This window comes from Streptomyces sp. G45, assembly GCF_049542095.1.
In the GTDB taxonomy this organism is placed as follows: domain Bacteria; phylum Actinomycetota; class Actinomycetes; order Streptomycetales; family Streptomycetaceae; genus Streptomyces.
Map to the genome: position 1 here is coordinate 3581993 of NZ_JBMUZU010000001.1, position 22059 is coordinate 3604051.

Consider the following 22059-nt stretch of genomic DNA (forward strand, 5'->3'; position numbering starts at 1 on the left):
AGTATGGACGCACGGTCCGGCGGTCCCCAGCCCCCCAGCGGGAGCCGTCGCGACAGGCGCCCCCACCCACCCCTTTGCGCGGGCGCCGCACGGCCGGGCACGGCGGCCGCTCCCGGCGCGCCGGACCCCCGGGTCCACGCGCGCCCGGCGGCCGACCCGCGCCCGGCCCACGCGGGGTCCGCCCCCGGAGGCGGCCGGAAGCCCCGGCGCCTACGGTGGGAGCGGGGACCACCGACGCAGCGGGGGGGCGGGAGGACCGACCGCCATGACCGGACACCCCGAGGGTGCGCCCTGCTGGGCGGACGCCGTGTTCCCCGACGCGGGCGCGGCCAAGGACTTCTACGGCGAGCTGCTCGGCTGGACGTTCGCCGAGGGCGACCCCAAGTACGGCGGCTACGCGCAGGCGTACGCGGACGGCGCGGCCGTGGCCGCCGTGATGCCGCGGATGCCGGACGCGGCGGAGCAGCCCCCGGCCTGGAACCTGTACTTCGCCACGCCGGACGCCGACGCCACCGCGGCGCGGATCAGGGCGGGCGGCGGGACGCTGGTGGTGGAGCCCATGCGGGTCGGCGAGTTCGGCACGATGCTCACCGCCCGGGATCCGAGCGGGGTGCACTTCAGCGCCTGGCAGCCGGGCGGCCACCAGGGCTTCGAGAAGCGCGACGCGCCGGGCGCGTTCTGCTGGGCCGAGGTCAACACACGGGACACGGACAGCGCCGACGCGTTCTTCCGCTCGGTCTTCCCGTTCGAGGCGAAGCGGATCGCGGACGAGCACGTCGACTACCAGGTCTGGCAGCTGGACGGCCGACCCGTGATCGGCCGGATGAGGCTGGGCCCTGAGGTCCCGGCCGAGGTGCCGCCGTACATCAGCGTCTACTTCGGCGTGGACGACTGCGACGCGGCGGTGGCCACCGTGCGGCGGCTGGGCGGCGCGCTGCGCTTCGGCCCGATGGGCAGCCCCTTCGGCCGCTTCGCGGCGGTGTCGGACCAGCAGGGCGCGGCGTTCGCGGTGATCGACCTGGCGACGACGGAGGGCGAGATGCCGCGGCTGGAGTGAGCAGCCGCCCAGGGTCGGCGCCCCGCGCGGGCGCGGCCAGCCGCGGCGGACCCGCGAGCAGCCCGCCCCGCCGCTCACCCGGTCCCGAGCAGCACCCCGAGCAGCACGGCCCCGGCGGCACACGGCGCGAGGACCTCGTACGCCCACCGGACGACCGGCTCCCCCTGCGCCGTCTCGGCGCCCTCGCGGCGCTCGGCGATCTCCCGCAGGTCGTCCATGGCCTGGTCCCCGGCGGCACGGGTGCCGTCGGGGGTGGCGCCCGGCGCGCCGGGGCGCACCCGGCTGCCGACGGGGTCGTCGGACGCGACCTGCTGGGCGTGCCGCCGCGCCGCGCGCTTGCGGCCGCGCAGGGACACGGGGATGGCCCAGAGCTGGTACTTCGTGCCGTCCTGCGTGAAGACCTCGTTGGAGTAGCCCGAGCGCAGCCCGGAGACCGCGCCCCACGGCAGGGTGATCGTGCGGAACGGGTTGCGGACGCGCAGCCGGTCCTCGTTGGCGTACACGGCGGGCCGCGCGGTGAAGGCGACGACCAGGGGCACGGCGAAGAGGAGTCCGGCGAGGGCCACCCAGGGGGTGCGCCCCTCGCCCCGGACCAGCGCGTCGACGCCGAGCCAGACGCCGATGGCGAGCAGCAGGACGCCTCCTGCGATGGCTGCGTGGGACCGGTAGACGCGGTCCTGGTAGGCCGGGTCCGCCGGGGTGGGCTGCGGGTCGCTCGTCATACGGCTGATTCTGCCTGACGCTCCCGCGCCCGCCGCGCGCGGCAGGGGTATGGGGATTGGTCCAGACCTAGTACGGTCGGAGTTGCCAGAGATTTGTCATGTACGCCTAACCGTCGCCTGGGCGGCACACCCCAGCGCCGCCCCGGCGGCACGCACCCCCGCCGCCCCGGCGGCGCACCGACCGGCGCCCCGCGCCCCAGGCGGACCGGCGCCACCCCAACCCCCCGAGGAGCCCTCCCACGCACCAACGAGGCACGACACACCCCCGAGGAGAGTCATGACCCCCACACGAAGAGGCGCCAGGAGCGCGCCCGGAGTCTTACGAAGAGCCCTCGGCCGGGCCCTGCGCTGCCGCGCGGCCGTCCTGCTCGCGGCCCTGCTGCTCCCCGCGGCCCTGCTCACCTCCCTGACCGCCACCGCGGCCCCCAAGGCCGGGGGCCTCACCGCGACCTTCAGCACCGAGGGCAGCGGGACGTCCTGGCAGGGCAAGTACGTCGTCCGCAACGGCGGCTCGGCCGCGTCCACCTCCTGGACGCTGGAGTTCGACCTGCCGCCCGGCGTCACCATCAGCGGCCACACCCACGGCGAGGCGACCGTCTCGGGCAGTCACGTCACCGTGAAGAACGCCTTCTACAACGGCCGCGTCCCGGCGGGCGGCTCGACCGAGCCGTACAGCTACCAGTTCACCGGCCGCGGCCCGATCGGCACGCCCACCGGCTGCACCGTCAACGGCGACAAGTGCGACGGCTCCCCGGACAAGCCGCCGTCCGCGCCCGGCGCCCCGACGGTGACCACCGCCACGTCCCGCACCATCGCCCTGACCTGGCCCCCGGCCGGGGCGGGCGACTACCCGGTCACGACGTACGAGGTGCTGAACGGCTCCGGCGTGGTGGCGACCTCGGCGACGAACAGCGCGACCGTCACGGACCTGACCCCGGCGACGCGCTACACCTTCACCGTCCGCGCCAAGGACCGCCGCGGCAACACCAGCCCGGAGAGCCCGCCGGTCACCGCGACCACCGTCGACCCGTCGACCGACCCGACCCCGCCGACCGCGCCGGGCAACCTGCGCGCCACCGGCAAGACCCAGTCCTCGGCGACCCTGGCCTGGGAGAAGTCGACGGACAACGTGGCCGTGGCGGCGTACGACGTCTACCGCGGCTCCACCCTGCTGAAGACGGTCCCGGCGTCGGCGACCACCGCGACCGTCGAGGGCCTGACCCCGGCCACCTCCTACACCTTCACCGTGAAGGCGCGGGACACGGCCGACAACTCCTCGCCCGCCTCGAACGCGGTGACCGTCACCACGGACGACGCGGCCGGGCCGGGCAACCACCTCAAGGTCGGCTACTACGCGCAGTGGGGCATCTACGGCCGCCAGCACTTCATCAAGAACCTGGACACCTCGGGGGCGGCGGCCAAGCTCGACGTCATCAACTACGCCTTCGAGAACGTCGACCCGGTCAACCACACCTGCCTCGCGGGCGTGGTCAAGGGCGTCTCCGGCGGCCCCCAGGACCCGGACGAGGGCACCGGCGCGGGTGACGCCGAGGCCGACTACGGGCGGGCCTTCTCCGCCGCGCAGTCGGTGGACGGCGTCGCGGACGACGGCTGGGGCAAGCTGCGCGGCAACTTCAACCAGATCAAGAAGCTCAAGGCCAAGCACCCGCACCTGAAGGTCGTCGTCTCGCTCGGCGGCTGGACGTTCTCGAAGTTCTTCTCGGACGCGGCCAAGACCCCCGCCTCCCGGGAGAAGTTCGTCAAGTCCTGTGTGGACACCTGGATCAAGGGCAACCTGCCGGTCTACAACGGCGCGGGCGGCCCCGGCACGGGCGCGGGCGTCTTCGACGGCATCGACATCGACTGGGAGTGGCCGGGCGCGGAGGGCCACCCCGGCAACCACTACGCCGCCGAGGACAAGGACAACCTGACCGCGCTGCTCGCCGAGTTCCGCAAGCAGCTCGACGCCACCGGCGGCCAGCACAAGCTCCTGACCGCGTTCACCCCGGCCGACCCGGTGAAGATCGAGGCGGGCTGGGACATCAAGAAGATCTTCGAGTACCTGGACTTCGCCAACGTCCAGGGCTACGACTTCCACGGCGCGGGCAGCGACAACTCCTGGGAGCCCAAGCGCACCGGCCACCAGGCGAACCTGCACCGCGACGCCCAGGACCCCTATTCCTTCGACTTCAGCATCGAGAAGGCGATCCAGACCTATCTCGACGCCGGGGTCAACCCGCGCAAGCTCACGGTCGGCTTCCCCTTCTACGGGCGCGGCTGGAAGGAGGTCGCCGACGGCGGCGTCAAGGGCGAGTGGCAGTCGGCCAACGGCGCGGCCCCCGGCCAGTTCCAGGAGGAAGCGGGCACCCGGGGCTACCACAACCTGCTCAACAGCGTCCCGAACATGACGATCGTCCACGACGAGCAGTCCGTCTCCACCTACGGCTATACCGGCAACAACGGCCAGTGGTGGAGCTTCGACGACCCCTGGTCGATCGGCAAGAAGACCCAGTGGATCCGCTCGAAGGGCCTGCTCGGCGGCATGGTCTGGGAGCTGTCGGGCGACACCCCGACCGGCACGCTCATGACCGCCCTCGACAACGGCCTGAAGTGACCGCCCACCCCGCCACCCCAGGGAGGTGATCCACCCCACACCCGAAGGACGTTGGTAGTTCGTGCCACGAACTAATAAAGTTCGCGGCACGAACTACACAGGGGTACGCCAGCAAGCGCGTACTCCGGGCCCAGGGGGAGTGAACGACATGAGCACTACCGTCGCGGTCATCGGCGGGGGCTACGGCGGCGCAGCGGTCGCCAAGGCGCTCGACGAGCACCTGGACGTCGTCCTGATCGAGCCGAAGGACGCCTTCGTGCACGCGGCCGGATCGCTGCGCGCCCTGGTCCGCCCGGACTGGGCGGAGAACATCTTCTTCCCGTACGAGGGCCTGCTGCGCCGCGGCAGGGTCGTGCGGGAGTACGCCGCCTCGGTCGACCCGTCCGGCGTGACCCTGGCCTCCGGCGCCCGCGTCGAGGCCGACCTCATCGTCCTGGCGTCCGGCTCGGGCTACCCGTACCCGGCCAAGACCGACACGGACACCGCCGCCGAGGCCCTGGAGCGGCTGCGCGCCACGCACGGCGAACTGGCGGGCGCCGAGCGGGTGCTGCTCGTCGGCGCCGGTCCGGTGGGCCTGGAGCTGGCGGGCGAGATCAAGGCGGTCTGGCCCGATAAGCGGGTGACGGTCACCGACCCCGCCGCCACGCTGCTGCCCGGCTTCGACCCGGTTCTGCGCGCGGACCTGAGCCGCCAGCTGGAGGACCTGAAGGTCGACCTGCGCCTGTCCACGCGCCTCACCGGCGAGCCGCCGACGGCCCCGGGCCGGGCGGGCACCTTCACCGTCACGACGGGCGGCGGCGAGGAGATCACCGCCGACATCTGGTTCCGCTGCCACGGGGTGCGCACCAACGGCGACTATCTGAGCGACGGCCGCCTCACCACCCGCACCCCCGAGGGCCGGATCCGCGTGACCGAGCACCTGACCGTCGAGGGCCACGACCACGTGTACGCCCTCGGCGACCTCACCGACCTGGCCGAGGCCAAGATGGCCGGGCACGCGATGCGGCACGCGGAGGTGGTGGCGGAGAACGTCCTCGCCCAGGCCCGCGGCGAGGCCCCCACGGCCACCTACCGCCCCTCCCCGTCCCCGCCGTGCTGCTGCCGCTCGGCCCGGCGGGCGGCGTGGGCCAGCTGCCCGCGGAGGACGGCAGCGTCCAGGTGCTGCCCGCGGCGGCGGTGGCCGAGTACAAGGGGGCGACGCTGTTCACGGAGCGGTTCGCGGAGCTGTTCGGCACGCGCCGGGACTGACGCCCGCGCCTCAGCCCGCCGGGGCGGCGGCGCCCTCGTCCGCGAACACCACCGGCACCTCGTTGTCGCGCACCAGCCGCCCGAGCAGTCCCGCGAGCTGGGCGCGCTCGGCCTCGCTGAAGCCCGCGGGCAGCTCCTCCATCCGACGGCAGGTGGTCGCGTAGAACTCCTCCACGAGGTCGGCGCCCTCCTCGGTGAGCGCCACCCTGATGGCCCGCCCGTCGGCCGGATCCGGCTCCCGGCGCACCAGGCCGCGCCGGGCGGTCCGGTCGACGAGCCCCGTCAGGCTCGACTTGGCGAGCCCGAGCGCCGCCCCCAGCTCGCTCATCCCGTACGGCTGCGCCATCAGCACGCACAGCAGCTGCCCCTGCTGCGCGGTGATCCCGTACTCCCGACTGGACTCGGCGTACACGGCATTGACCAGAAACGCCCCCCGCACCAAGGCGGTGGCGACCCCCATGACCCCGTCGTCGGCTTTCCCCATAGGAGCCAGCGTACGAAAAACCCACCCGCCACTTGAGAACGAGCGCGCAGCACGACAATCCAGCCCGTCCGGCGTTTGAGGACGAGGCGCGGAGCGCCAATCGAGGGCGGCCCAGGGCGCCCCCGCCAGAGAACGCCCCCCTGTACACGCAGCTACGCGCGTAGATATGCTCCCCTCGTGACTATGCCGACGACGACACCACCCCCAGGGGCAGCCGCAACGCCCGGCACCCCGTACGCCGACGTCACGGCGTCGGCGGCCACCCTCCGCCGCTTCCTGCACGGCCTGCCCGGCGTGGACGCGGTGGGCCTGGAAGCCCGCGCCGCCGCGGTCGGCACGCGCTCGATCAAGACCACCGCGAAGGCCCACGCCATCGACCTGGCGATCTCCATGATCGACCTGACGACCCTGGAGGGCGCCGACACCCCGGGCAAGGTCCGCGCGCTGGGCGCGAAGGCGGTCAACCCGGACCCGACGGACCGCGCGACGCCCCGCACCGCCGCGGTCTGCGTCTACCCGGACATGGTGGCCACGGCCAAGGAGGCCGTCGCGGGCACGGACGTGAAGGTCGCCTCCGTGGCGACCGCGTTCCCCGCGGGCCGCGCCGCGCTCGGCGTGAAGCTCGCGGACGTCCGCGACGCGGTGGCCGCGGGCGCCGACGAGATCGACATGGTCATCGACCGCGGCGCGTTCCTCGCGGGCGACTACCTGAAGGTGTACGAGGAGATCGTCGCCGTCAAGGAGGCCTGCGCCGGGGCCCGGCTGAAGGTCATCTTCGAGACCGGCGAGCTGTCGACGTACGACAACATCCGGCGCGCGAGCTGGATCGGCATGCTCGCGGGCGCCGACTTCATCAAGACGTCGACGGGCAAGGTCGGGGTGAACGCGACCCCCGCGAACACCCTGCTCATGCTGGAGGCGGTCCGCGACTTCCGCGCGCAGACCGGCGTCCAGGTCGGCGTGAAGCCCGCGGGCGGCATCCGCACGACGAAGGACGCGATCAAGTTCCTGGTCCTGGTCAACGAGACGGTGGGCGAGGACTGGCTGGACAACCACTGGTTCCGCTTCGGCGCGTCCAGCCTCCTGAACGACCTGCTGATGCAGCGCCAGAAGCTGGCCACCGGCCGCTACTCCGGCCCTGACTACGTGACGGTGGACTGATAAGCCATGGCAAACGCATTCGAGTACGCACCGGCCCCCGAGTCCCGCTCGGTCGTCGACATCGCCCCCTCCTACGGCCTGTTCATCGACGGCGAGTTCACCGACGCGGCCGACGGCAAGGTCTTCAAGACCGTCTCGCCGTCCACCGAGGAGGTCCTCTCCGAGGTCGCGCAGGCGGGCGCGGACGACGTGGACCGCGCGGTGAAGGCCGCCCGCAGGGCCTTCGAGAAGTGGTCGGCCCTGCCCGGCGCCGAGCGCGCCAAGTACCTCTTCCGCATCGCCCGGATCATCCAGGAGCGCAGCCGCGAGCTGGCCGTCCTGGAGACCCTGGACAACGGCAAGCCGATCAAGGAGACCCGCGACGCGGACCTCCCCCTGGTCGCCGCGCACTTCTTCTACTACGCGGGCTGGGCCGACAAGCTCGACCACGCCGGGTTCGGCCCGAACCCGAGGCCCCTCGGCGTGGCGGGCCAGGTCATCCCCTGGAACTTCCCGCTCCTGATGCTGGCCTGGAAGATCGCCCCGGCCCTCGCGACGGGCAACACGGTGGTCCTGAAGCCCGCCGAGACGACCCCGCTGTCCGCCCTGTTCTTCGCGGACATCTGCCGCCAGGCGGGCCTGCCGAAGGGTGTCGTCAACATCCTCCCCGGGTACGGCGACACGGGCGCGGCCCTGGTCGCGCACCCCGACGTGAACAAGGTCGCCTTCACCGGCTCCACGGCCGTCGGCAAGGAGATCGCCCGCACGGTCGCGGGCACGGACAAGAAGCTCACCCTGGAGCTGGGCGGCAAGGGCGCCAACATCGTCTTCGACGACGCCCCCATCGACCAGGCCGTCGAGGGCATCGTCACGGGCATCTTCTTCAACCAGGGCCAGGTCTGCTGCGCGGGCAGCCGCCTCCTGGTCCAGGAGTCGATCCAGGACGAGCTGCTCGACTCCCTCAAGCGCCGCCTGTCGACCCTCCGCCTGGGCGATCCCCTGGACAAGAACACCGACATCGGCGCGATCAACTCCGCCGAGCAGCTGGCCCGCGTCACCGCGCTCGCGGAGACGGGCGAGGCCGAGGGCGCCGAGCGCTGGACCGCCCCGTGCGAGCTGCCGTCCACCGGCTACTGGTTCGCCCCGACGCTCTTCACGAACGTCACCCAGGCGCACACCATCGCCCGCGACGAGATCTTCGGCCCGGTCCTGTCCGTGCTGACCTTCCGCACCCCGGAAGAGGCCGTGGCCAAGGCCAACAACACGCAGTACGGCCTGTCGGCGGGCATCTGGACGGAGAAGGGCTCGCGCATCCTCGCGGTCGCGAACAGGCTCCGCGCCGGGGTCGTCTGGGCCAACACGTTCAACAAGTTCGACCCGACCTCGCCCTTCGGCGGCTACAAGGAGTCGGGCTTCGGCCGCGAGGGCGGCCGCCACGGCCTGGAGGCGTACCTCGATGTCTGACCGTTTGAGTGTGCTCAAGACCTACAAGCTGTACGTGGGCGGCAAGTTCCCGCGTTCCGAGAGCGGCCGGGTGTACGAGGTGACGGACCCTAAGGGCAACTGGCTGGCCAACGCTCCCCTGTCCTCCCGCAAGGACGCGCGGGACGCGGTCGTCGCGGCGCGCAAGGCGTTCGGCGGCTGGTCGAACGCGACGGCGTATCTGCGCGGCCAGATCCTGTACCGGGTGGCGGAGATGCTGGAGGGCCGCCGCGACCAGTTCGTCCGCGAGGTCGCCGACGCGGAGGGCCTGTCGAAGTCCAAGGCGGCGGCGGTCATCGACGCGACGGTCGACCGCTGGGTCTGGTACGCGGGCTGGACGGACAAGGTCGCCCAGGTCGTGGGCGGCGCGAACCCCGTGGCGGGGCCCTTCTTCAACCTCTCCACCCCCGAGCCGACGGGCGTCGTCGCGATCGTCGCCCCCCAGGAGTCGTCCTTCCTGGGCCTGGTCTCGGTGCTCGCCCCGGTCATCGCGACGGGCAACACGGCGGTCGTCATCGCCTCCGAGAAGGCCCCGCTGCCCGCGCTGTCCCTGGGCGAGGTCCTGGCCACGTCGGACGTCCCCGGCGGCGTCGTCAACGTCCTCTCCGGCAGGACGGCGGAGCTGGCGGCCCCGCTGGCGGCGCACCAGGACGTGAACGCGATCGACCTCGCGGGCGCGGATGCCGCCCTGGCGAAGGAGCTTGAGATCGCGGCGGCGGACAACCTGAAGCGCGTGCTGCGTCCACAGCCTGTGGACTACGCGGCGACGCCCGGCACGGACCGCCTCACCGCGTTCCTGGAAACGAAGACGGTCTGGCACCCCACGGGCTCCCTGGGCGCCGCCGGTTCCTCCTACTAGGGCGTCACCCACCGGCCGCCGGACGGGCTGGAAACAGCCCGTCCGGCGTTTGAGGACGAGCCGCGAAGCGGCGACGAGGGGAAAGGGGCGAAGCCCCAGACGAACCCGGGGCCCGGGCTAACCCGGCAGCGCGTTGGCCACCGCCCCCACGACCGGCAGGTCGGAGATCGACCCGCCCTGGGTGATCGGCGCCGTGGCCACCGCCGAGGACACCGGCTTGAAGTCGGCCACCTGCGTCCCCACGGCGTTGTCGAGCGGATCGACCCCCGTCCCGGCCAGCGGATCGAGCTGCAGCCGCTTCACGGGCCGCACGGCCTGCCCCAGGCCGTGCAGCAGCCCCTCCCCCGCCGTCGTGGCGTCGAGGTTCCCCAGCCCGGAGAGCCCGGAGGCAGGCGCCTCGGCGGGCGCCGCCGCGGGCGCGGCCACCGCACCCGCACCCCCCGCGCCCAGCGCGACCCCCGCCACGCCCAGCGCGACCCCGGCACGCAGCAGCGCCCGCGCGGGCGAGGAGGACGGGGAGGGCGAGGAAGACGACGAGGACGGGGAGTAGGGGGGTGTCGCGTGCCGTCGCGAGGGCCGAGCCATGTGAACCACCTGCCGAAACCATACGGAACGAGTCGTTTGCGTAATCGTACGCACACGCACAGTAGTTGAGCCGGGACATTCGCTTCAAAGCCCGCCCCGCCGGGTCGCCCGGGCGCGGGAATGCCCCACACTGGTGTCCCGTGAGCTCCCATCCGCCGATACCCACGCGCGTCGTCCTGCTGACCGGGCCCTCAGGCTCGGGGAAGTCGTCGTTCGCCGCCCGCACCGGGCTGCCGGTCCTGTGCCTGGACGACTTCTACAAGGAGGGCACCGACCCTTCGCTGCCGCTGGTCCCCGGCAGTTCGGACATCGACTGGGACTCTCCGCGGTCCTGGGACGCCGAGGTGGCGCTGGCCGCGATCGAGGAGCTGTGCCGCACGGGCCGTACCCGCGTTCCGGTGTACGACATCGCGACGAGCGCGCGGGTCGGCGAGGACGCGCTGGACATCGACCGCACTCCCCTGTTCATCGCGGAGGGGATCTTCGCGGCGGACATCGTGGACCGCTGCCGGGAGATGGGCGTGCTCGCGGACGCGATCTGCCTGCGCGGACGCCCGTCGACGACGTTCCGGCGGCGGCTGCTGCGGGACCTGCGGGAGGGCCGCAAGTCGGTGCCGTTCCTGCTGCGCCGCGGCTGGCGCCTGATGCGCGCGGAACGCGCGATCGTGGCCCGCCAGACGGCACTGGGCGCCCACCCCTGCGGAAAGGACGAGGCCCTGGGCCGCCTGGCGGCAGCGGCGGCGGGCCGGTGCGTCAAAGCAAGAAGCACCACACCCAGCACGAGCCCCACGGCAACCATCAAGTGAGCAACCCCCGCGGCGAGCGACCAGCTCCGCGAGAGCGGCGGCGGTTCAGCCGCGAAAAGCGCGGGACCGGAAAGACCCCCCGGCCTCCCGGTCCCGCAGTTGTGCCCCCGTGCGGGGATCCCCCAGATCCCCCTTTGTTTCCCCCTTGCATCCGCCGCTTCCCCCGGGAGCGGCGGCCCCGTGTTTCCCCGTGGGACCCGGTGCGCTGGCGCCTCGGGCCCCGTCCTCAGGCGACCAACTCGCCGAAGGACTCCTCCTGGTCACGGCCGAAGCTGAGGACCTCGTCCTCGCGCAGCCGACGGAGCGACCGCCAGATGCTGGACTTCACCGTGCCGACACTGATGTCGAGGATGTCCGCGATCTCCGGGTCCGTGCGGCCCTCGTAGTAGCGCAGGACCAGCATGGTGCGCTGGAGTTCGGGAAGCCGGGCCAGGGCCTGCCACAGGACGGCGCGCAGTTCGGTGCCGCGCATCGCGTCCGTGTCGCCGACCGTCTCCGGCAGCTCCTCGGTCGGGTACTCGTTGAGCTTGCGGCGCCGCCAGGCGCTGATGTGCAGGTTCGTCATGGTGCGCCGCAGATAGCCGCCGACGGCGGCCTTGTCGCTGATCCTGTCCCAGGCGCGGTACGTCGAGAAGAGGGCGCTCTGCAGCAGGTCCTCGGCCTCGAAGCGGTCGCCGGTCAGGTGGTAGGCGGTGGCGTACAGGGAGGCGCGGCGCTCCTGGACGTAGGCCGTGAACTCGGCCTCCGAACGGGACTCCCGCTCCCCCGATTCCTCCCTGTACGCGGCTCCCCCGTGAGCTCCCCCGTCACTGCCGCCCTTCAGTGCGCCAACCACCGTCATGTAACCGGTGTGCTGGCGCCCGGTGCCGCGAGCGCACCCCCGCCCGCTCACGGCACCGGACTTCTCGTGCTTCTCAGAGCTCCGGCCCAGGTCGTGCAGACGCGTGACAACTGCGCTTGAGCTGGTGCTGTGCAGCGTGTTCATCTCGCGCCCCCCGTCGTGGAGTCTGGGATTTCCGTGTGCCCAAAACTCTGCCCGAGCGACTTCATGGCGGTGTCCGCCGACTGTCACAGGCCTGTCACAGGGGTCCCCGCCGGGCCGTGTGAAGATCGACTGCGGGGCCCGCACGTGCAGGTGCGGTGTGAGAGCCCGGCCAACAGTCGAACTGGGCCCGCACCATGGGACAGAATGACGTTCGTGCCTTCCCTGTTGCTGATCGAGGACGACGACGCCATCCGGACGGCCCTGGAGCTATCGCTGACGCGCCAGGGGCACCGGGTGGCCACCGCTGCCACCGGCGAGGACGGTCTGAAGCTCCTGAGCGAGCAGCGGCCGGACCTGATCGTGCTGGACGTGATGCTCCCCGGCATCGACGGCTTCGAGGTGTGCCGCCGCATCCGGCGCACCGACCAGTTGCCGATCATCCTGCTCACCGCCCGCAGCGACGACATCGACGTGGTCGTGGGCCTTGAGTCGGGGGCCGACGACTACGTGGTGAAGCCCGTGCAGGGCCGCGTCCTGGACGCGCGGATCCGCGCGGTGCTCCGGCGCGGCGAGCGCGAGGCCAACGACGCGGCGACGTTCGGCTCCCTGGTCATCGACCGCGCGGCGATGACGGTGACGAAGAACGGCGAGGACCTGCAGCTCACGCCGACCGAGCTGCGGCTGCTGCTGGAACTGAGCAGGCGGCCGGGCCAGGCCCTGTCGCGCCAGCAGCTGCTGCGGCTGGTCTGGGAGCACGACTACCTCGGCGACTCCCGGCTCGTCGACGCCTGCGTGCAGCGGCTGCGCGCGAAGGTCGAGGACGTGCCGTCCTCGCCGACGCTGATCCGTACGGTGCGGGGCGTGGGTTACCGGCTGGACACGCCTCAGTGACCCCACCGCACGACTCGCACGACACGTCCCGCGGTCTGCCCGCGGCCCGCAAGGCGTTCCTGTCCGGCCTGCGCTTCACCAGCCTGCGGCTGCGGCTCGTGGTCGTCTTCGCCCTGGTGGCGCTGACCGCGGCGGTGTCCGCGTCCGGCATCGCGTACTGGCTGAACCGCGAGGCGGTGCTGACGCGCGCGCAGGACGCGGCGCTCAAGGACTTCCGGCAGCAGATGCAGACCCGCGCGGGCGCGCTGCCGACGCACTACACGCAGGACGACCTCCAGGCCGCGGCCGGGCAGATGGCCAAGAGCAGCCAGCGCTACAGCGTGCTCCTGGTCGGGGAGAACGCGCGCGGCGAGCGCATCTACGGCTACTCGGACCTGGACGCGTTCACGCTCGCCAAGGTGCCGGAGCCGCTGCGCGCGGCGGTCGCCAAGGAGCAGCCGCTGGACGACGGCAACAAGAGCCCGTACCACCTGTACTGGCAGCGGACCGTCGACCGCGGCACGCCCTACCTGGTGGGCGGCTCGAAGATCGTCGGGGGCGGGCCGACGGGGTACATGCTGAAGACCCTGGAGCCGGAGGCGAAGGACCTCAGCTCCCTTGGCTGGTCGCTCGCGATCGCGACGGCGCTCGCGCTCGTCGGCTCGGCGCTGCTCGCGCAGGCCGCCGCGACGACCGTGCTGAAACCGGTGCACCGCCTGGGTGTGGCCGCGCGGCGCCTCGGCGAGGGCAAGCTCGACACGCGGCTGCGGGTGTCCGGCACCGACGAGCTGGCCGAGCTGTCGCGCACGTTCAACCGGACCGCCGAGAACCTGGAGAAGAAGGTCGCGGACATGAGCGCCCGCGACGAGGCGAGCCGCCGGTTCGTGGCCGACATGTCGCACGAGCTGCGTACGCCGCTGACCGCGATCACCGCGGTGACGGAGGTCCTGGAGGAGGAGCTGGACGCCGAGACCGGCAGCGTCGACCCGATGATCGAGCCCGCGGTGCGGCTCGTGGTCAGCGAGACCCGGCGCCTGAACGACCTGGTGGAGAACCTGATGGAGGTGACCCGCTTCGACGCGGGCACCGCCAAGCTGGTCCTCGACGACGTCGACATCGCCGACCAGATCACGGCGTGCGTCGACGCCCGCGCCTGGCTCGACGCGGTGGAGCTGGACGCCGAGCGCGGCATCACGGCGCGGCTCGACCCGCGCCGCCTCGACGTGATCCTCGCGAACCTCATCGGCAACGCCCTCAAGCACGGCGGCTCCCCGGTGAACGTGTCGGTGCGCCTGGACGGCGACAGCCTCGTCATCTCCGTACGCGACCACGGCCCCGGCATCCCCGAGGACGTGCTGCCGCACGTCTTCGACCGCTTCTACAAGGCCAGCGCGTCCCGGCCGCGGTCGGAGGGCAGCGGGCTCGGCCTGTCCATCGCCCTGGAGAACGCGCACATCCACGGTGGGGAGATCACCGCGGCCAACTCGCCCGACGGCGGTGCCGTGTTCACGCTGAGGCTGCCGCGGGACGCGTCGCCGCTGACGGCCGAGCCGGGGGCGGCGCGGGACGCCGCCGGGCAGGGCGGGCAGCGGGACGCGGCCGGGGACCGTACCGAGGAAGGCAAGGGAACGACATGACCAGGCGACGGCTCCGGGCCGCGCTGGCCGCCGCCGCGCTCACCACGGTGCTCGCCGGGTGCGGCATCCGCTCCACGGAGGTGCCGACGGACTTCGGCGCCGCGCCCTCGCGGCCGCCGTGCGGGACGTCCGTGTCGGGCGTGTCGGCGCAGGACCAGGCGACGGGTGTGCCCGTGCAGATCTTCCTGGTGTGCGCGTCCCGCCTGGTCGGCGTGGACCGCACGGTGCGGATCCCCACCGAGAAGGCGGACACCGACCGGGTGCGGATCGCCCAGGCGCTGCTCGATGAGCTGTCCGCGCCGCCGTCGGCCGCCGAGAAGGAGGCCGGGTACGCCACGGACGTACGCCGTGGCATGACCGTCAGCGGGCCGCGGCGGGGCGACCCGGGCGACGCGCTGCGGCTCAGCGTGCGCCCGCAGGGGCTGCGGGCGCACGCCCTGGCGCAGCTGGTGTGCACGTACGTGGACAGCGCGGCGTCGGACGGGGCGGGCAGCGTGGTCCTGGGCGGACCGCCGGGGACGGGGCTGCGGCGTTACGAGTGCCCCGCGGAGGTCCGCAACCGGCCCGACGCGGTGGCGCCGCCGTCGCAGCCCCTGACCGCGTAGCGCCGCGGGCGCCGTCAGCGGTCGCCGCACCCGGCGTCCCCCACCCGCCCACCCCCTCCGAGGCGGGCGGGTGGGATCAGCCTGTCCGGCGTTTGAGGACGAGCGCGTCAGCGCGACAGACCAAGCCCGCCCGGCGTTTGAGGGCGAGCCGCGGAGCGGCGATGGGGCGGGGTGCCAGGGGCGGCAGCCCATGGTTTCGGGGAAGGGGCGGGTCTGGGGCGCCCCGCGAGGGACGGCCACCCCGCAGGCGGCGGCCCAGGGCCGGGGAACCGGATCCGGGGGCCCCGGCGTCTAGGGAAGCGTGCGTCAAGGCTCGGGCGGCCACCAAGCCGCCATCCGCTCGCGCGCGGCAGGAGGCGTACTCCTCGTCGCGCATCTCCTGGTCGTCGCGTGGATCACGCTGCGGCCACTGGACGTCCCCTGGGTGAGCGCCGCGAATCTGGAGCCGCTCGCCGGGATCAAGGCGGACCTGGCGCGGGGGCCGAAGCAGGCGACCCGGCAGATCGGGGGCGCGCTGCTGCTGCTCGCCCCGCTCGGCGTGCTGCTGCCGCTCGCGGGCGGCCGCCTCCACGTGTCACCGCTGGCGTCGCTGGCCCGCACGGTCGCCGCGGGCGCGCTGATCTCGCTCGGCATCGAGCTGCTCCAGACCGGTGTGCCGGGGCAGGTCGTGGACGTCGACTCGCTGCTGCTCAACACCCTGGGCGTGGCCCTCGCGCACCTGGCGGTCGTACCCGCCGCGCGGGCCCGGCTGCGCCGCAGGCAGGCCCGCCCGCGCCGGGGCGCCGCGAGAGCCACGCTCACCTCCAGGGAGGAGGCCCCCCAGGGGTCGACCCCGACGATTCCCAGGGTCGGGATCGCCCCGTAGCCCGATGCTTTGCCCGGCTTCGTGGGCCTACGGTGGAGTCATCGAAGCACCGGCAACGGTCCACGAAGGAGCCACCATGACCGCCCTCGCCCGCCCCACCGACGGCCGCATGATCGGCGGTGTGTGCGCAGCCCTCGCCCGCAAGTTCAACACGTCCGCGACGACGATGCGGGTCGTCTTCGTCGCGTCCTGCCTGCTGCCCGGCCCGCAGTTCCTGCTGTACATAGCGCTGTGGATCCTGCTCCCGGCGGAGGGCAAGGCGAAGACCGCCTGGTGACGCCCGGCACTCCGCGCACGAACAGGCGGGGCGCGCCCCGCTGAGGGGTGCGCCCCGCCTGTTCGTGGGTGCCGCGCGTGGGTGGATGCCGCGCGGGGTGCCTCAGAGCGGCAGGCCCAGGCCCTTCGTCGGCAGGCCCTGCGTGGCGACGGGGCCGGTGGGCAGGCCGCCGAGGAGCTGCCCGACCGGGTCGGCGGGCTTGGGCTTGGCGGCGGCGGCCTTCTTGCCGTCCTCGCCGTGGTCGTCGGCGGGCTCGCCCTGCTCGGCGGCGCCGGACAGGACCTTCTCGACGGTGGGCTGGGCGGCGGTCAGACCGTTCTCCAGGGCGTTCTGACCGGCGACGAGGGCCTCGGGGCCGCCGACGGGCAGGGTGGAGGCGGCCTGCTCGAGCGGCAGGGCCGAGGACAGGGAGCCGACGGTGCCGACGGCGCCGCTGGCGTCCGGCAGGGCGGGGGCGGCGCTGGCGACACCGGCGGCCGCGGCGGCGAAGGCGGCGCCGAGGGCGGCGACACCGAGGGTCTTGGCGGTGGACTGCTTCATCTTCACTGCGTCCTTGATGACGGGGATGACGGGGACGTCGAGCGGGGCCCGACGGTAGGCACCGGCTCGTACAGCCCGCAAACAGTCGAAGGCGGCCGGGGGTTACTGCCCCGACCGCCGTGTTGACGTACAAAATCAGCTCAGCTGCTGACGGATCCGCTGGTGGAGACGGTCTGGCGGAACAGCCATTCGGACTTCAGCTCGGCGTATCCGGGCTTGATCACGTCATTGATCATCGCCAGTCGTTCGTCGAATGGGATGAACGCGGACTTCATCGCGTTGACGGTGAACCACTGCATGTCGTCCAGCGTGTAGCCGAAGGTGCCGACCAGGTGCTCGAACTCGCGGCTCATGCTGGTGCCGGACATCAGGCGGTTGTCGGTGTTCACGGTGGCGCGGAAGTGCAGCTTGCGGAGCAGGCCGATGGGGTGCTCGGCGTAGGAGGCGGCGGCGCCCGTCTGGAGGTTGGAGCTGGGGCACAGCTCCAGGGGGACGCGCTTGTCGCGGACGTAGCTGGCGAGGCGGCCGAGCTTGACGGTGCCGTCGTCGGCGACCTCGATGTCGTCGATGATGCGCACGCCGTGGCCGAGGCGGTCGGCGCCGCACCACTGGAGGGCCTGCCAGATGGAGGGCAGGCCGAAGGCCTCACCGGCGTGGATGGTGAAGTGGTTGTTCTCCCGCTTCAGGTACTCGAAGGCGTCGAGGTGGCGGGTGGAGGGAAGCCCGCCTCGGCGCCCGCGATGTCGAAGCCGACGACGCCCGCGTCGCGGTAGCGGTTGGCCAGCTCGGCGATCTCCAGGGCGCGGGCGGCGTGCCGCATCGCGGTGAGCAGGGCGCCGACGCGGATGCGATGGCCGTTCGCGCGGGCCCGGCGCTCGCCCTCGCGGAAGCCCTCGTTGACGGCCTCGACGACCTCTTCGAGGGTGAGGCCCGCCTCCAGGTGCTGCTCGGGGGCGTACCGCACCTCGGCGTAGACGACGCCGTCCTCCGCCAGGTCCTCGGCGCACTCGGCGGCGACGCGGACCAGGGCCTCGCGGGTCTGCATGACGGCGCAGGTGTGCGCGAACGTCTCCAGGTAGCGCTCCAGGGAGCCGGAGTCGGCGGCCTCGCGGAACCAGACGCCGAGCTTGTCCGGGTCGGTCTCGGGCAGGCCCGCGTAGCCGCCCGCGCGGGCGAGGTCGACGATGGTGCCGGGGCGCAGGCCGCCGTCGAGGTGGTCGTGGAGGAGGACCTTGGGGGCGCGGCGGATCTGCTCGGAGTCCGGGATTCCGGGGGCGGTGCCACGGTCCGTGTGACCGCTCCGTTCCGTGATCTTGTTGATCTGGCTCGTCATTTCCGCACTCTAACGCCTACGCGCGTAGAACTCACTGGTCGATACGTAACAGTGACCCGGCGGACGGGTGGCATCCATACGGACTTCTGACACTGTTCTGCCATGGCTCAGCAAGCGACCTCCGCACCCGCGCGCTCGGCCGGACTCGGGCGCCCGATCGGTGCGCGCCCCCGGACGGTGACCGCGGTGGCGCTGCTGCTCCCCGGCGGCCACGAGACGTCCGACCGCAGGCCCTCGCCGCTGGCCCGTGCCGCGGTGCGCTCCCTCGGCCGCGAGCTGGCCAGGGCCGGGCGGGCCGACGGACTCGTGGCGCACACGGTGCACTACCGGGTGGGCGGCTGGAACGGGGCGGAGGCGCAGCTCGCGCGCGACGCCACCTGGGCCGCCGACGAGGTCGTGCGCCGCTACGGGGACGTGCCGGTGTGCCTGGTCGGCGTCGACATGGGCGGGCGCGCGGCGCTGCGGGCCGCCGGTCACACCGCGGTCAACTCCGTGCTGGCGCTGGCCCCCTGGCTGCCGGAGGACGACGTGGCGGCGCCGCCCGAGCCGGTGCGGCAGCTGGTGGGGCGGCAGGTGCTGATCGTGCACGGCACGAACGACGAGCGGACCGATCCGGAGCTGTCGTTCCGGCTCGCGGAGCGGGCGAAGAAGGCGAACCGGGACGTGTGCCGGTTCGAGGTCCACTCGGACGGGCACCGGCTCAGCCAGCACCATGACGAGGTCATGGCGCTCTCCGCGAACTTCTTGCGGGGCGCGCTCTACGGGTATGCCTTTGCCCGGCCGTTGGAGGATGCCCTCGCGGCTCCGCCGCCCATTGGTTTACGGATGCCGCTCGCCTCTGGGTTTGGGAGGACGCTGCGGGACTGAGGGGTTCATCGTTCGTCCGCGGGTGCGTTGTGGCTGGTCGCGCAGTTCCCCGCGCCCCTTCGGGCGCGGGGATTCCCGCGGTCTAGCTTCTTACCGCCTTACGGCAGGCGGACGGACTGGGCGTGGCGGAAGACGTTCTTCGGGTCCCAGGTCGCCTTCGCCTTCTGCAGGCGGGTGTAGTTGTCCTTGTAGTAGAGGCTGTTCCACGAGGTCGACGAGGTGTTCCAGGCGGCGTCGCCCAGGTCCTTGTCGGGGTAGTTGACGTAGCAGCCGTCGTTGACGTCGTTGGGCACGGGGACGCCGCCGGTCTCGGCGTACACGTCCTTGTAGAACTCGCGGATCCAGGCCAGGTGCTTGGCTTCGTCGGCCGGGTTGGTCCAGTAGGTCTGGTACTGGAGCTTGAGCACCGAGTCGCGCTGGGGGACCGCGGTGGCGCCGGGGCTGACGGAGTTGATGCGGCAGCCGTAGGAGTCGACCTGGAGCAGCGCGTCGCCGTTGCTGTAGTCGGTGCGCGTCAGGTGCTTGTACATCGCCTTGATCTGGGTGGCGGTGAAGCCCTTGCGGGCGTACGCCGACTTGTACTTGCCGTACAGCGTGGGGTTGCCGCCGCTGAGGTAGTCGGTGGCGATGTACCACGGCAGGGTGCGCGGCGCGGCGAACTGCGGCATCGCCGCGTGCTCGCCGGAGCGCTGGGTCATGGCCCGGCGGGTGGCGCTCACGCCGCCGAAGACCGCGGTCAGGTAGTCGTCCAGGAGGGCCTGGGCGTTGGGGACCGTGGCGTCCATCTGCGTGAGCAGGACGATCTCGGAGTTGGCGTGGGCCTTCTGGTTCAGCTTCAGCAGGCCGAACAGCGAGTTGTACTTGGAGTCCGGCGCCGAGTTCTGCTCGTGCCAGGTGCCCCAGTTCTGGAGCAGCCGGGTGAAGGACGCCTCGGTCATGTCCGCCCACTTGACGGCGGTGGCGTGCACGAAGACCTCGGACGGCGGCTTCGGCAGCAGCTTGGAGGGGTCGGTGCCGGTGGCGCCCGGGGAGCGCAGCCAGTAGCGGGTGATCAGGCCGAAGTTGCCGCCGCCACCGCCGGTGTGGGCCCACCAGAGGTCCTTGAGGTTGGCGTCGGTCGAGTCGCGGGTGGCGACGACGGCCTTGGCGGTGCCGTTCTTGTCGACGGTGACGACCTCGACGCCGTACAGGTGGTCGACGGTCAGGCCGTGCAGCCGGGAGAGCAGGCCGTAGCCGCCGCCCGAGATGTGGCCGCCCGCGCCGACGGACGCACAGGAGCCCGCGGGGAGCGTGACGCCGTACAGCTTGTAGAGCGTCTCGTAGATCTGGAGGTTGGAGGCGCCGCCCTCGACCGCGAAGGCGTTCTTGGCGCTGTCGTAGTAGACCTGGGTCATCCCCGACATGTCGATGACGACTTGGACGTCCTTGTTGAAGACGAAGTCCTCGTAGCAGTGGCCGCCGCTGCGGACGGTGAGGCGCTTGCCCGCGGAGACGGCTTCCTGCACGGCGCGCACGGCCTGCGCGGTGGTGGTGACCAGGCGGACGTAGTCGGGCTGGGCGACCCAGCGCTGGTTGATGCCGCGCACCAGGTCGGGGAAGCGCGGGTCGCTGGGGTTGACGGTGATGTAGTCGGGCGTCGCGACGGTGGCCTCACCGGCCGCGGCGGCGGTCGCCGGGGCGGCGGAGCGCGGGGCGGCCTGGGCGGTCGCGGGGAGGGCCGAGCTGACGGCCGCCCCACCGGCGACGGCGGCGGCTCCGGTCAGGAGGGATCTGCGGCCCAGGGATCTGTCGTTCTTTGCCATGTATGCCTCACTTGTCTCGCGCCTGGCCACGCTCCCCCAACGGGCGTGGCCACAAAGGAAGTTGAAGACCCATCGAACGATGATCGATCAGAGCCTAGACCAGCGTTACTGGTGTGACGCAACACCTCGATCGATAAAACTGTCCGAACTGCCAGCGAAACAACGGTTGGTTGCAGCATGTGCAACTCGTCCGATTCCTTGACATCGGTCAATACGCGCTCATACCAGCGCGTTCGGGGCGGCGGCCCTCAAGGGCGTTGGTTGGGCGGGGCGTTGGTTCGGCACGGCGGCGGCTCAGCGGGGCAGCAGCTGGCCCCGCCTGCCGAGGAGGAACTTCTTGAACGCCGCGACGGGCGCGGAGTCCGGATGCCCGTCCAGCCACGCCACGCCGATCTCCCGCACCGCCCGCTGCCCCGTCACCGCCAGCTCCACCACCCCCGGCCGCGCCACCGCGGGCGGCGGCAGCAGCGCCACCCCGAGCCCGGCCGCGACCAGGCCCCGCAGCGTCTCGGCCTCCTCCCCCTCGAAGGCGATCCGCGGCCGGAACCCCGCCTCCGCGCACAGGGCGTCGGTGATCCGGCGCAGCCCGTACCCCGGCTCCAGGGTCACGAAGGCCTCGTCCGCGGCCTCGGCGAGCCGCACCCGCTTGCGGCCCGCGAGCCGGTGGTCGTCCGGCACCACCAGGCGCAGCCTCTGCTCGTCGAGCCGCCGGGCCACCAGGTCGGGCGCGTCCGGCACCGGCGAGGTCAGGCAGAGGTCCAGCTCCCCGGCGCGCAGCCGCTCCAGCATCGCCTCCCCGTAGTTCTGTACGAGGCTGAAGCGCACCCGCGGGTGGTCGGCGCGGAAGGCGCGGATGAGGCCGGGCACGGTCTCGGACCCCATGGTGTGCAGGAAGCCGAACGCGACCTTCCCCGACTCCGGGTCCGCGTCCGCGCGCACCGACTCCGCGGCGCGGCCGACCTCGGCGAGGGCCCGCTCGACGGACGCGAGGAAGGTGCGGCCGGACGGCGTCAGCGACACCGTGCGGCCGTGCCGGGCGAACAGCTCCACGCCCAGGTCCCGCTCAAGGCGCACCAGCGCCCGGGACAGGGTCGACTGCGGCACCTGGAGCTCCTGGGCGGCGCGCGTGACGTGCTCGGTGCGGGCCGCCCCGGCGAAGTACGCGAGCCGGGGCGCGAGCAGGCGCACGATGTGATCTGTGTCCTCTGTGTCACTGTTCTGCGACAGCCGCGCCCGTGACCTGTGTTGATGCACCATGGGATGGATTATGGCCGGTTCATG

General features: G+C 72.6%; 19 protein-coding genes and 2 pseudogenes. 13 read left to right on the forward strand and 8 right to left on the reverse strand.

Annotation, left to right across the window (positions count from 1 at the left end):
- Positions 1 to 265 precede the first annotated feature (265 nt).
- On the forward strand, positions 266 to 1057 hold the full coding sequence (locus tag ACOBQU_RS14445) for a VOC family protein (RefSeq protein WP_423627217.1): 792 nt from the start codon (positions 266 to 268) through the stop codon (positions 1055 to 1057).
- A gap of 74 nt (positions 1058 to 1131) precedes the next feature.
- Here ACOBQU_RS14445 and ACOBQU_RS14450 read toward each other — a convergent pair whose 3' ends face one another.
- On the reverse strand, positions 1132 to 1779 hold the full coding sequence (locus ACOBQU_RS14450) for a PH domain-containing protein (RefSeq protein WP_423627219.1): 648 nt from the start codon (positions 1777 to 1779) through the stop codon (positions 1132 to 1134).
- A gap of 277 nt (positions 1780 to 2056) precedes the next feature.
- Here ACOBQU_RS14450 and ACOBQU_RS14455 point away from each other — a divergent pair, with 277 nt between their 5' ends.
- On the forward strand, positions 2057 to 4393 hold the full coding sequence (locus ACOBQU_RS14455) for a glycosyl hydrolase family 18 protein (protein ID WP_423627221.1): 2337 nt from the start codon (positions 2057 to 2059) through the stop codon (positions 4391 to 4393).
- A 148-nt stretch (positions 4394 to 4541) separates the two neighbouring features.
- Positions 4542 to 5312 (forward strand): annotated as a pseudogene (locus ACOBQU_RS14460) (FAD-dependent oxidoreductase); the annotation flags it as partial.
- Positions 5313 to 5651: 339 nt separating this feature from the next.
- Here the strand turns inward: ACOBQU_RS14460 and ACOBQU_RS14465 are convergent.
- Positions 5652 to 6101 (reverse strand): MarR family winged helix-turn-helix transcriptional regulator, encoded by a 450-nt coding sequence (locus ACOBQU_RS14465; RefSeq protein ID WP_423634476.1) that lies wholly within the window; start codon positions 6099 to 6101, stop codon positions 5652 to 5654.
- Between the two features lie 201 nt (positions 6102 to 6302).
- Between ACOBQU_RS14465 and deoC the strand changes: the two genes are divergently transcribed.
- The 3 genes from deoC to ACOBQU_RS14480 are packed head-to-tail and all read left to right on the forward strand — an operon-like array spanning position 6303 to position 9606.
- The gene (gene deoC / locus ACOBQU_RS14470) at positions 6303 to 7286 is read left to right on the forward strand and encodes a deoxyribose-phosphate aldolase (RefSeq protein ID WP_423627222.1); all 984 of its coding nucleotides are present in this window, start codon (positions 6303 to 6305) and stop codon (positions 7284 to 7286) included.
- Positions 7287 to 7292: 6 nt separating this feature from the next.
- On the forward strand, positions 7293 to 8729 hold the full coding sequence (locus ACOBQU_RS14475) for an aldehyde dehydrogenase family protein (RefSeq protein WP_423627224.1): 1437 nt from the start codon (positions 7293 to 7295) through the stop codon (positions 8727 to 8729).
- Entirely contained in the window at positions 8722 to 9606 is an 885-nt protein-coding gene (locus ACOBQU_RS14480) for an aldehyde dehydrogenase family protein (protein ID WP_423627226.1), read from the forward strand. Before ACOBQU_RS14475 ends, ACOBQU_RS14480 begins: the two co-directional genes overlap by 8 nt.
- A gap of 117 nt (positions 9607 to 9723) precedes the next feature.
- Here ACOBQU_RS14480 and ACOBQU_RS14485 read toward each other — a convergent pair whose 3' ends face one another.
- A complete protein-coding gene (locus tag ACOBQU_RS14485; protein ID WP_423627228.1) occupies positions 9724 to 10191 on the reverse strand; it encodes a hypothetical protein in 468 nt (155 codons plus the stop codon).
- Positions 10192 to 10331: 140 nt separating this feature from the next.
- Between ACOBQU_RS14485 and ACOBQU_RS14490 the strand changes: the two genes are divergently transcribed.
- On the forward strand, positions 10332 to 10997 hold the full coding sequence (locus tag ACOBQU_RS14490) for a uridine kinase family protein (RefSeq protein ID WP_423627230.1): 666 nt from the start codon (positions 10332 to 10334) through the stop codon (positions 10995 to 10997).
- A gap of 226 nt (positions 10998 to 11223) precedes the next feature.
- On the opposite strand, the gene ACOBQU_RS14495 is transcribed toward ACOBQU_RS14490, so the two are convergent.
- The gene (locus ACOBQU_RS14495) at positions 11224 to 11982 is read right to left on the reverse strand and encodes a SigE family RNA polymerase sigma factor (RefSeq protein WP_423627232.1); all 759 of its coding nucleotides are present in this window, start codon (positions 11980 to 11982) and stop codon (positions 11224 to 11226) included.
- A gap of 213 nt (positions 11983 to 12195) precedes the next feature.
- On the opposite strand from ACOBQU_RS14495, the gene afsQ1 reads away from it, so the two are divergent.
- The 5 genes from afsQ1 to ACOBQU_RS14520 all read left to right on the forward strand — a co-directional run bounded on the left by afsQ1 (position 12196) and on the right by ACOBQU_RS14520 (position 16236).
- Positions 12196 to 12873 carry a two-component system response regulator AfsQ1 gene (gene afsQ1 / locus ACOBQU_RS14500; RefSeq protein ID WP_030562528.1) on the forward strand — a complete coding sequence of 226 codons (678 nt, stop codon included), beginning with the start codon at positions 12196 to 12198 and terminating at the stop codon, positions 12871 to 12873.
- Positions 12771 to 14489: an ATP-binding protein gene (locus ACOBQU_RS14505; protein ID WP_423634478.1), complete on the forward strand. Its 1719-nt coding sequence runs from the start codon at positions 12771 to 12773 to the stop codon at positions 14487 to 14489. Before afsQ1 ends, ACOBQU_RS14505 begins: the two co-directional genes overlap by 103 nt.
- Positions 14486 to 15094 carry a hypothetical protein gene (locus tag ACOBQU_RS14510; protein WP_423627234.1) on the forward strand — a complete coding sequence of 203 codons (609 nt, stop codon included), beginning with the start codon at positions 14486 to 14488 and terminating at the stop codon, positions 15092 to 15094. Before ACOBQU_RS14505 ends, ACOBQU_RS14510 begins: the two co-directional genes overlap by 4 nt.
- A 301-nt stretch (positions 15095 to 15395) precedes the next feature.
- The gene (locus ACOBQU_RS14515) at positions 15396 to 15959 is read left to right on the forward strand and encodes a VanZ family protein (protein ID WP_423627236.1); all 564 of its coding nucleotides are present in this window, start codon (positions 15396 to 15398) and stop codon (positions 15957 to 15959) included.
- A gap of 76 nt (positions 15960 to 16035) precedes the next feature.
- A complete protein-coding gene (locus ACOBQU_RS14520) occupies positions 16036 to 16236 on the forward strand; it encodes a PspC domain-containing protein (RefSeq protein WP_423627238.1) in 201 nt (66 codons plus the stop codon).
- A gap of 102 nt (positions 16237 to 16338) precedes the next feature.
- Here ACOBQU_RS14520 and ACOBQU_RS14525 read toward each other — a convergent pair whose 3' ends face one another.
- Together ACOBQU_RS14525 and ACOBQU_RS14530 are read right to left on the reverse strand one after the other, a co-directional pair.
- A complete protein-coding gene (locus ACOBQU_RS14525) occupies positions 16339 to 16776 on the reverse strand; it encodes an ATP-binding protein (RefSeq protein WP_423627240.1) in 438 nt (145 codons plus the stop codon).
- Positions 16777 to 16916: 140 nt separating this feature from the next.
- Positions 16917 to 18109, reverse strand: a pseudogene (locus ACOBQU_RS14530) (adenosine deaminase).
- A gap of 102 nt (positions 18110 to 18211) precedes the next feature.
- Here ACOBQU_RS14530 and ACOBQU_RS14535 point away from each other — a divergent pair.
- Entirely contained in the window at positions 18212 to 18976 is a 765-nt protein-coding gene (locus ACOBQU_RS14535; RefSeq protein WP_423627242.1) for an alpha/beta hydrolase, read from the forward strand.
- 98 nt (positions 18977 to 19074) lie between these two features.
- Here the strand turns inward: ACOBQU_RS14535 and ACOBQU_RS14540 are convergent, their stop codons facing one another.
- Together ACOBQU_RS14540 and ACOBQU_RS14545 are read right to left on the reverse strand one after the other, a co-directional pair.
- Positions 19075 to 20778: an FAD-binding oxidoreductase gene (locus ACOBQU_RS14540; protein WP_423627244.1), complete on the reverse strand. Its 1704-nt coding sequence runs from the start codon at positions 20776 to 20778 to the stop codon at positions 19075 to 19077.
- A gap of 294 nt (positions 20779 to 21072) precedes the next feature.
- Positions 21073 to 22035: a LysR family transcriptional regulator gene (locus tag ACOBQU_RS14545; RefSeq protein WP_423627246.1), complete on the reverse strand. Its 963-nt coding sequence runs from the start codon at positions 22033 to 22035 to the stop codon at positions 21073 to 21075.
- Positions 22036 to 22059 lie beyond the last annotated feature (24 nt).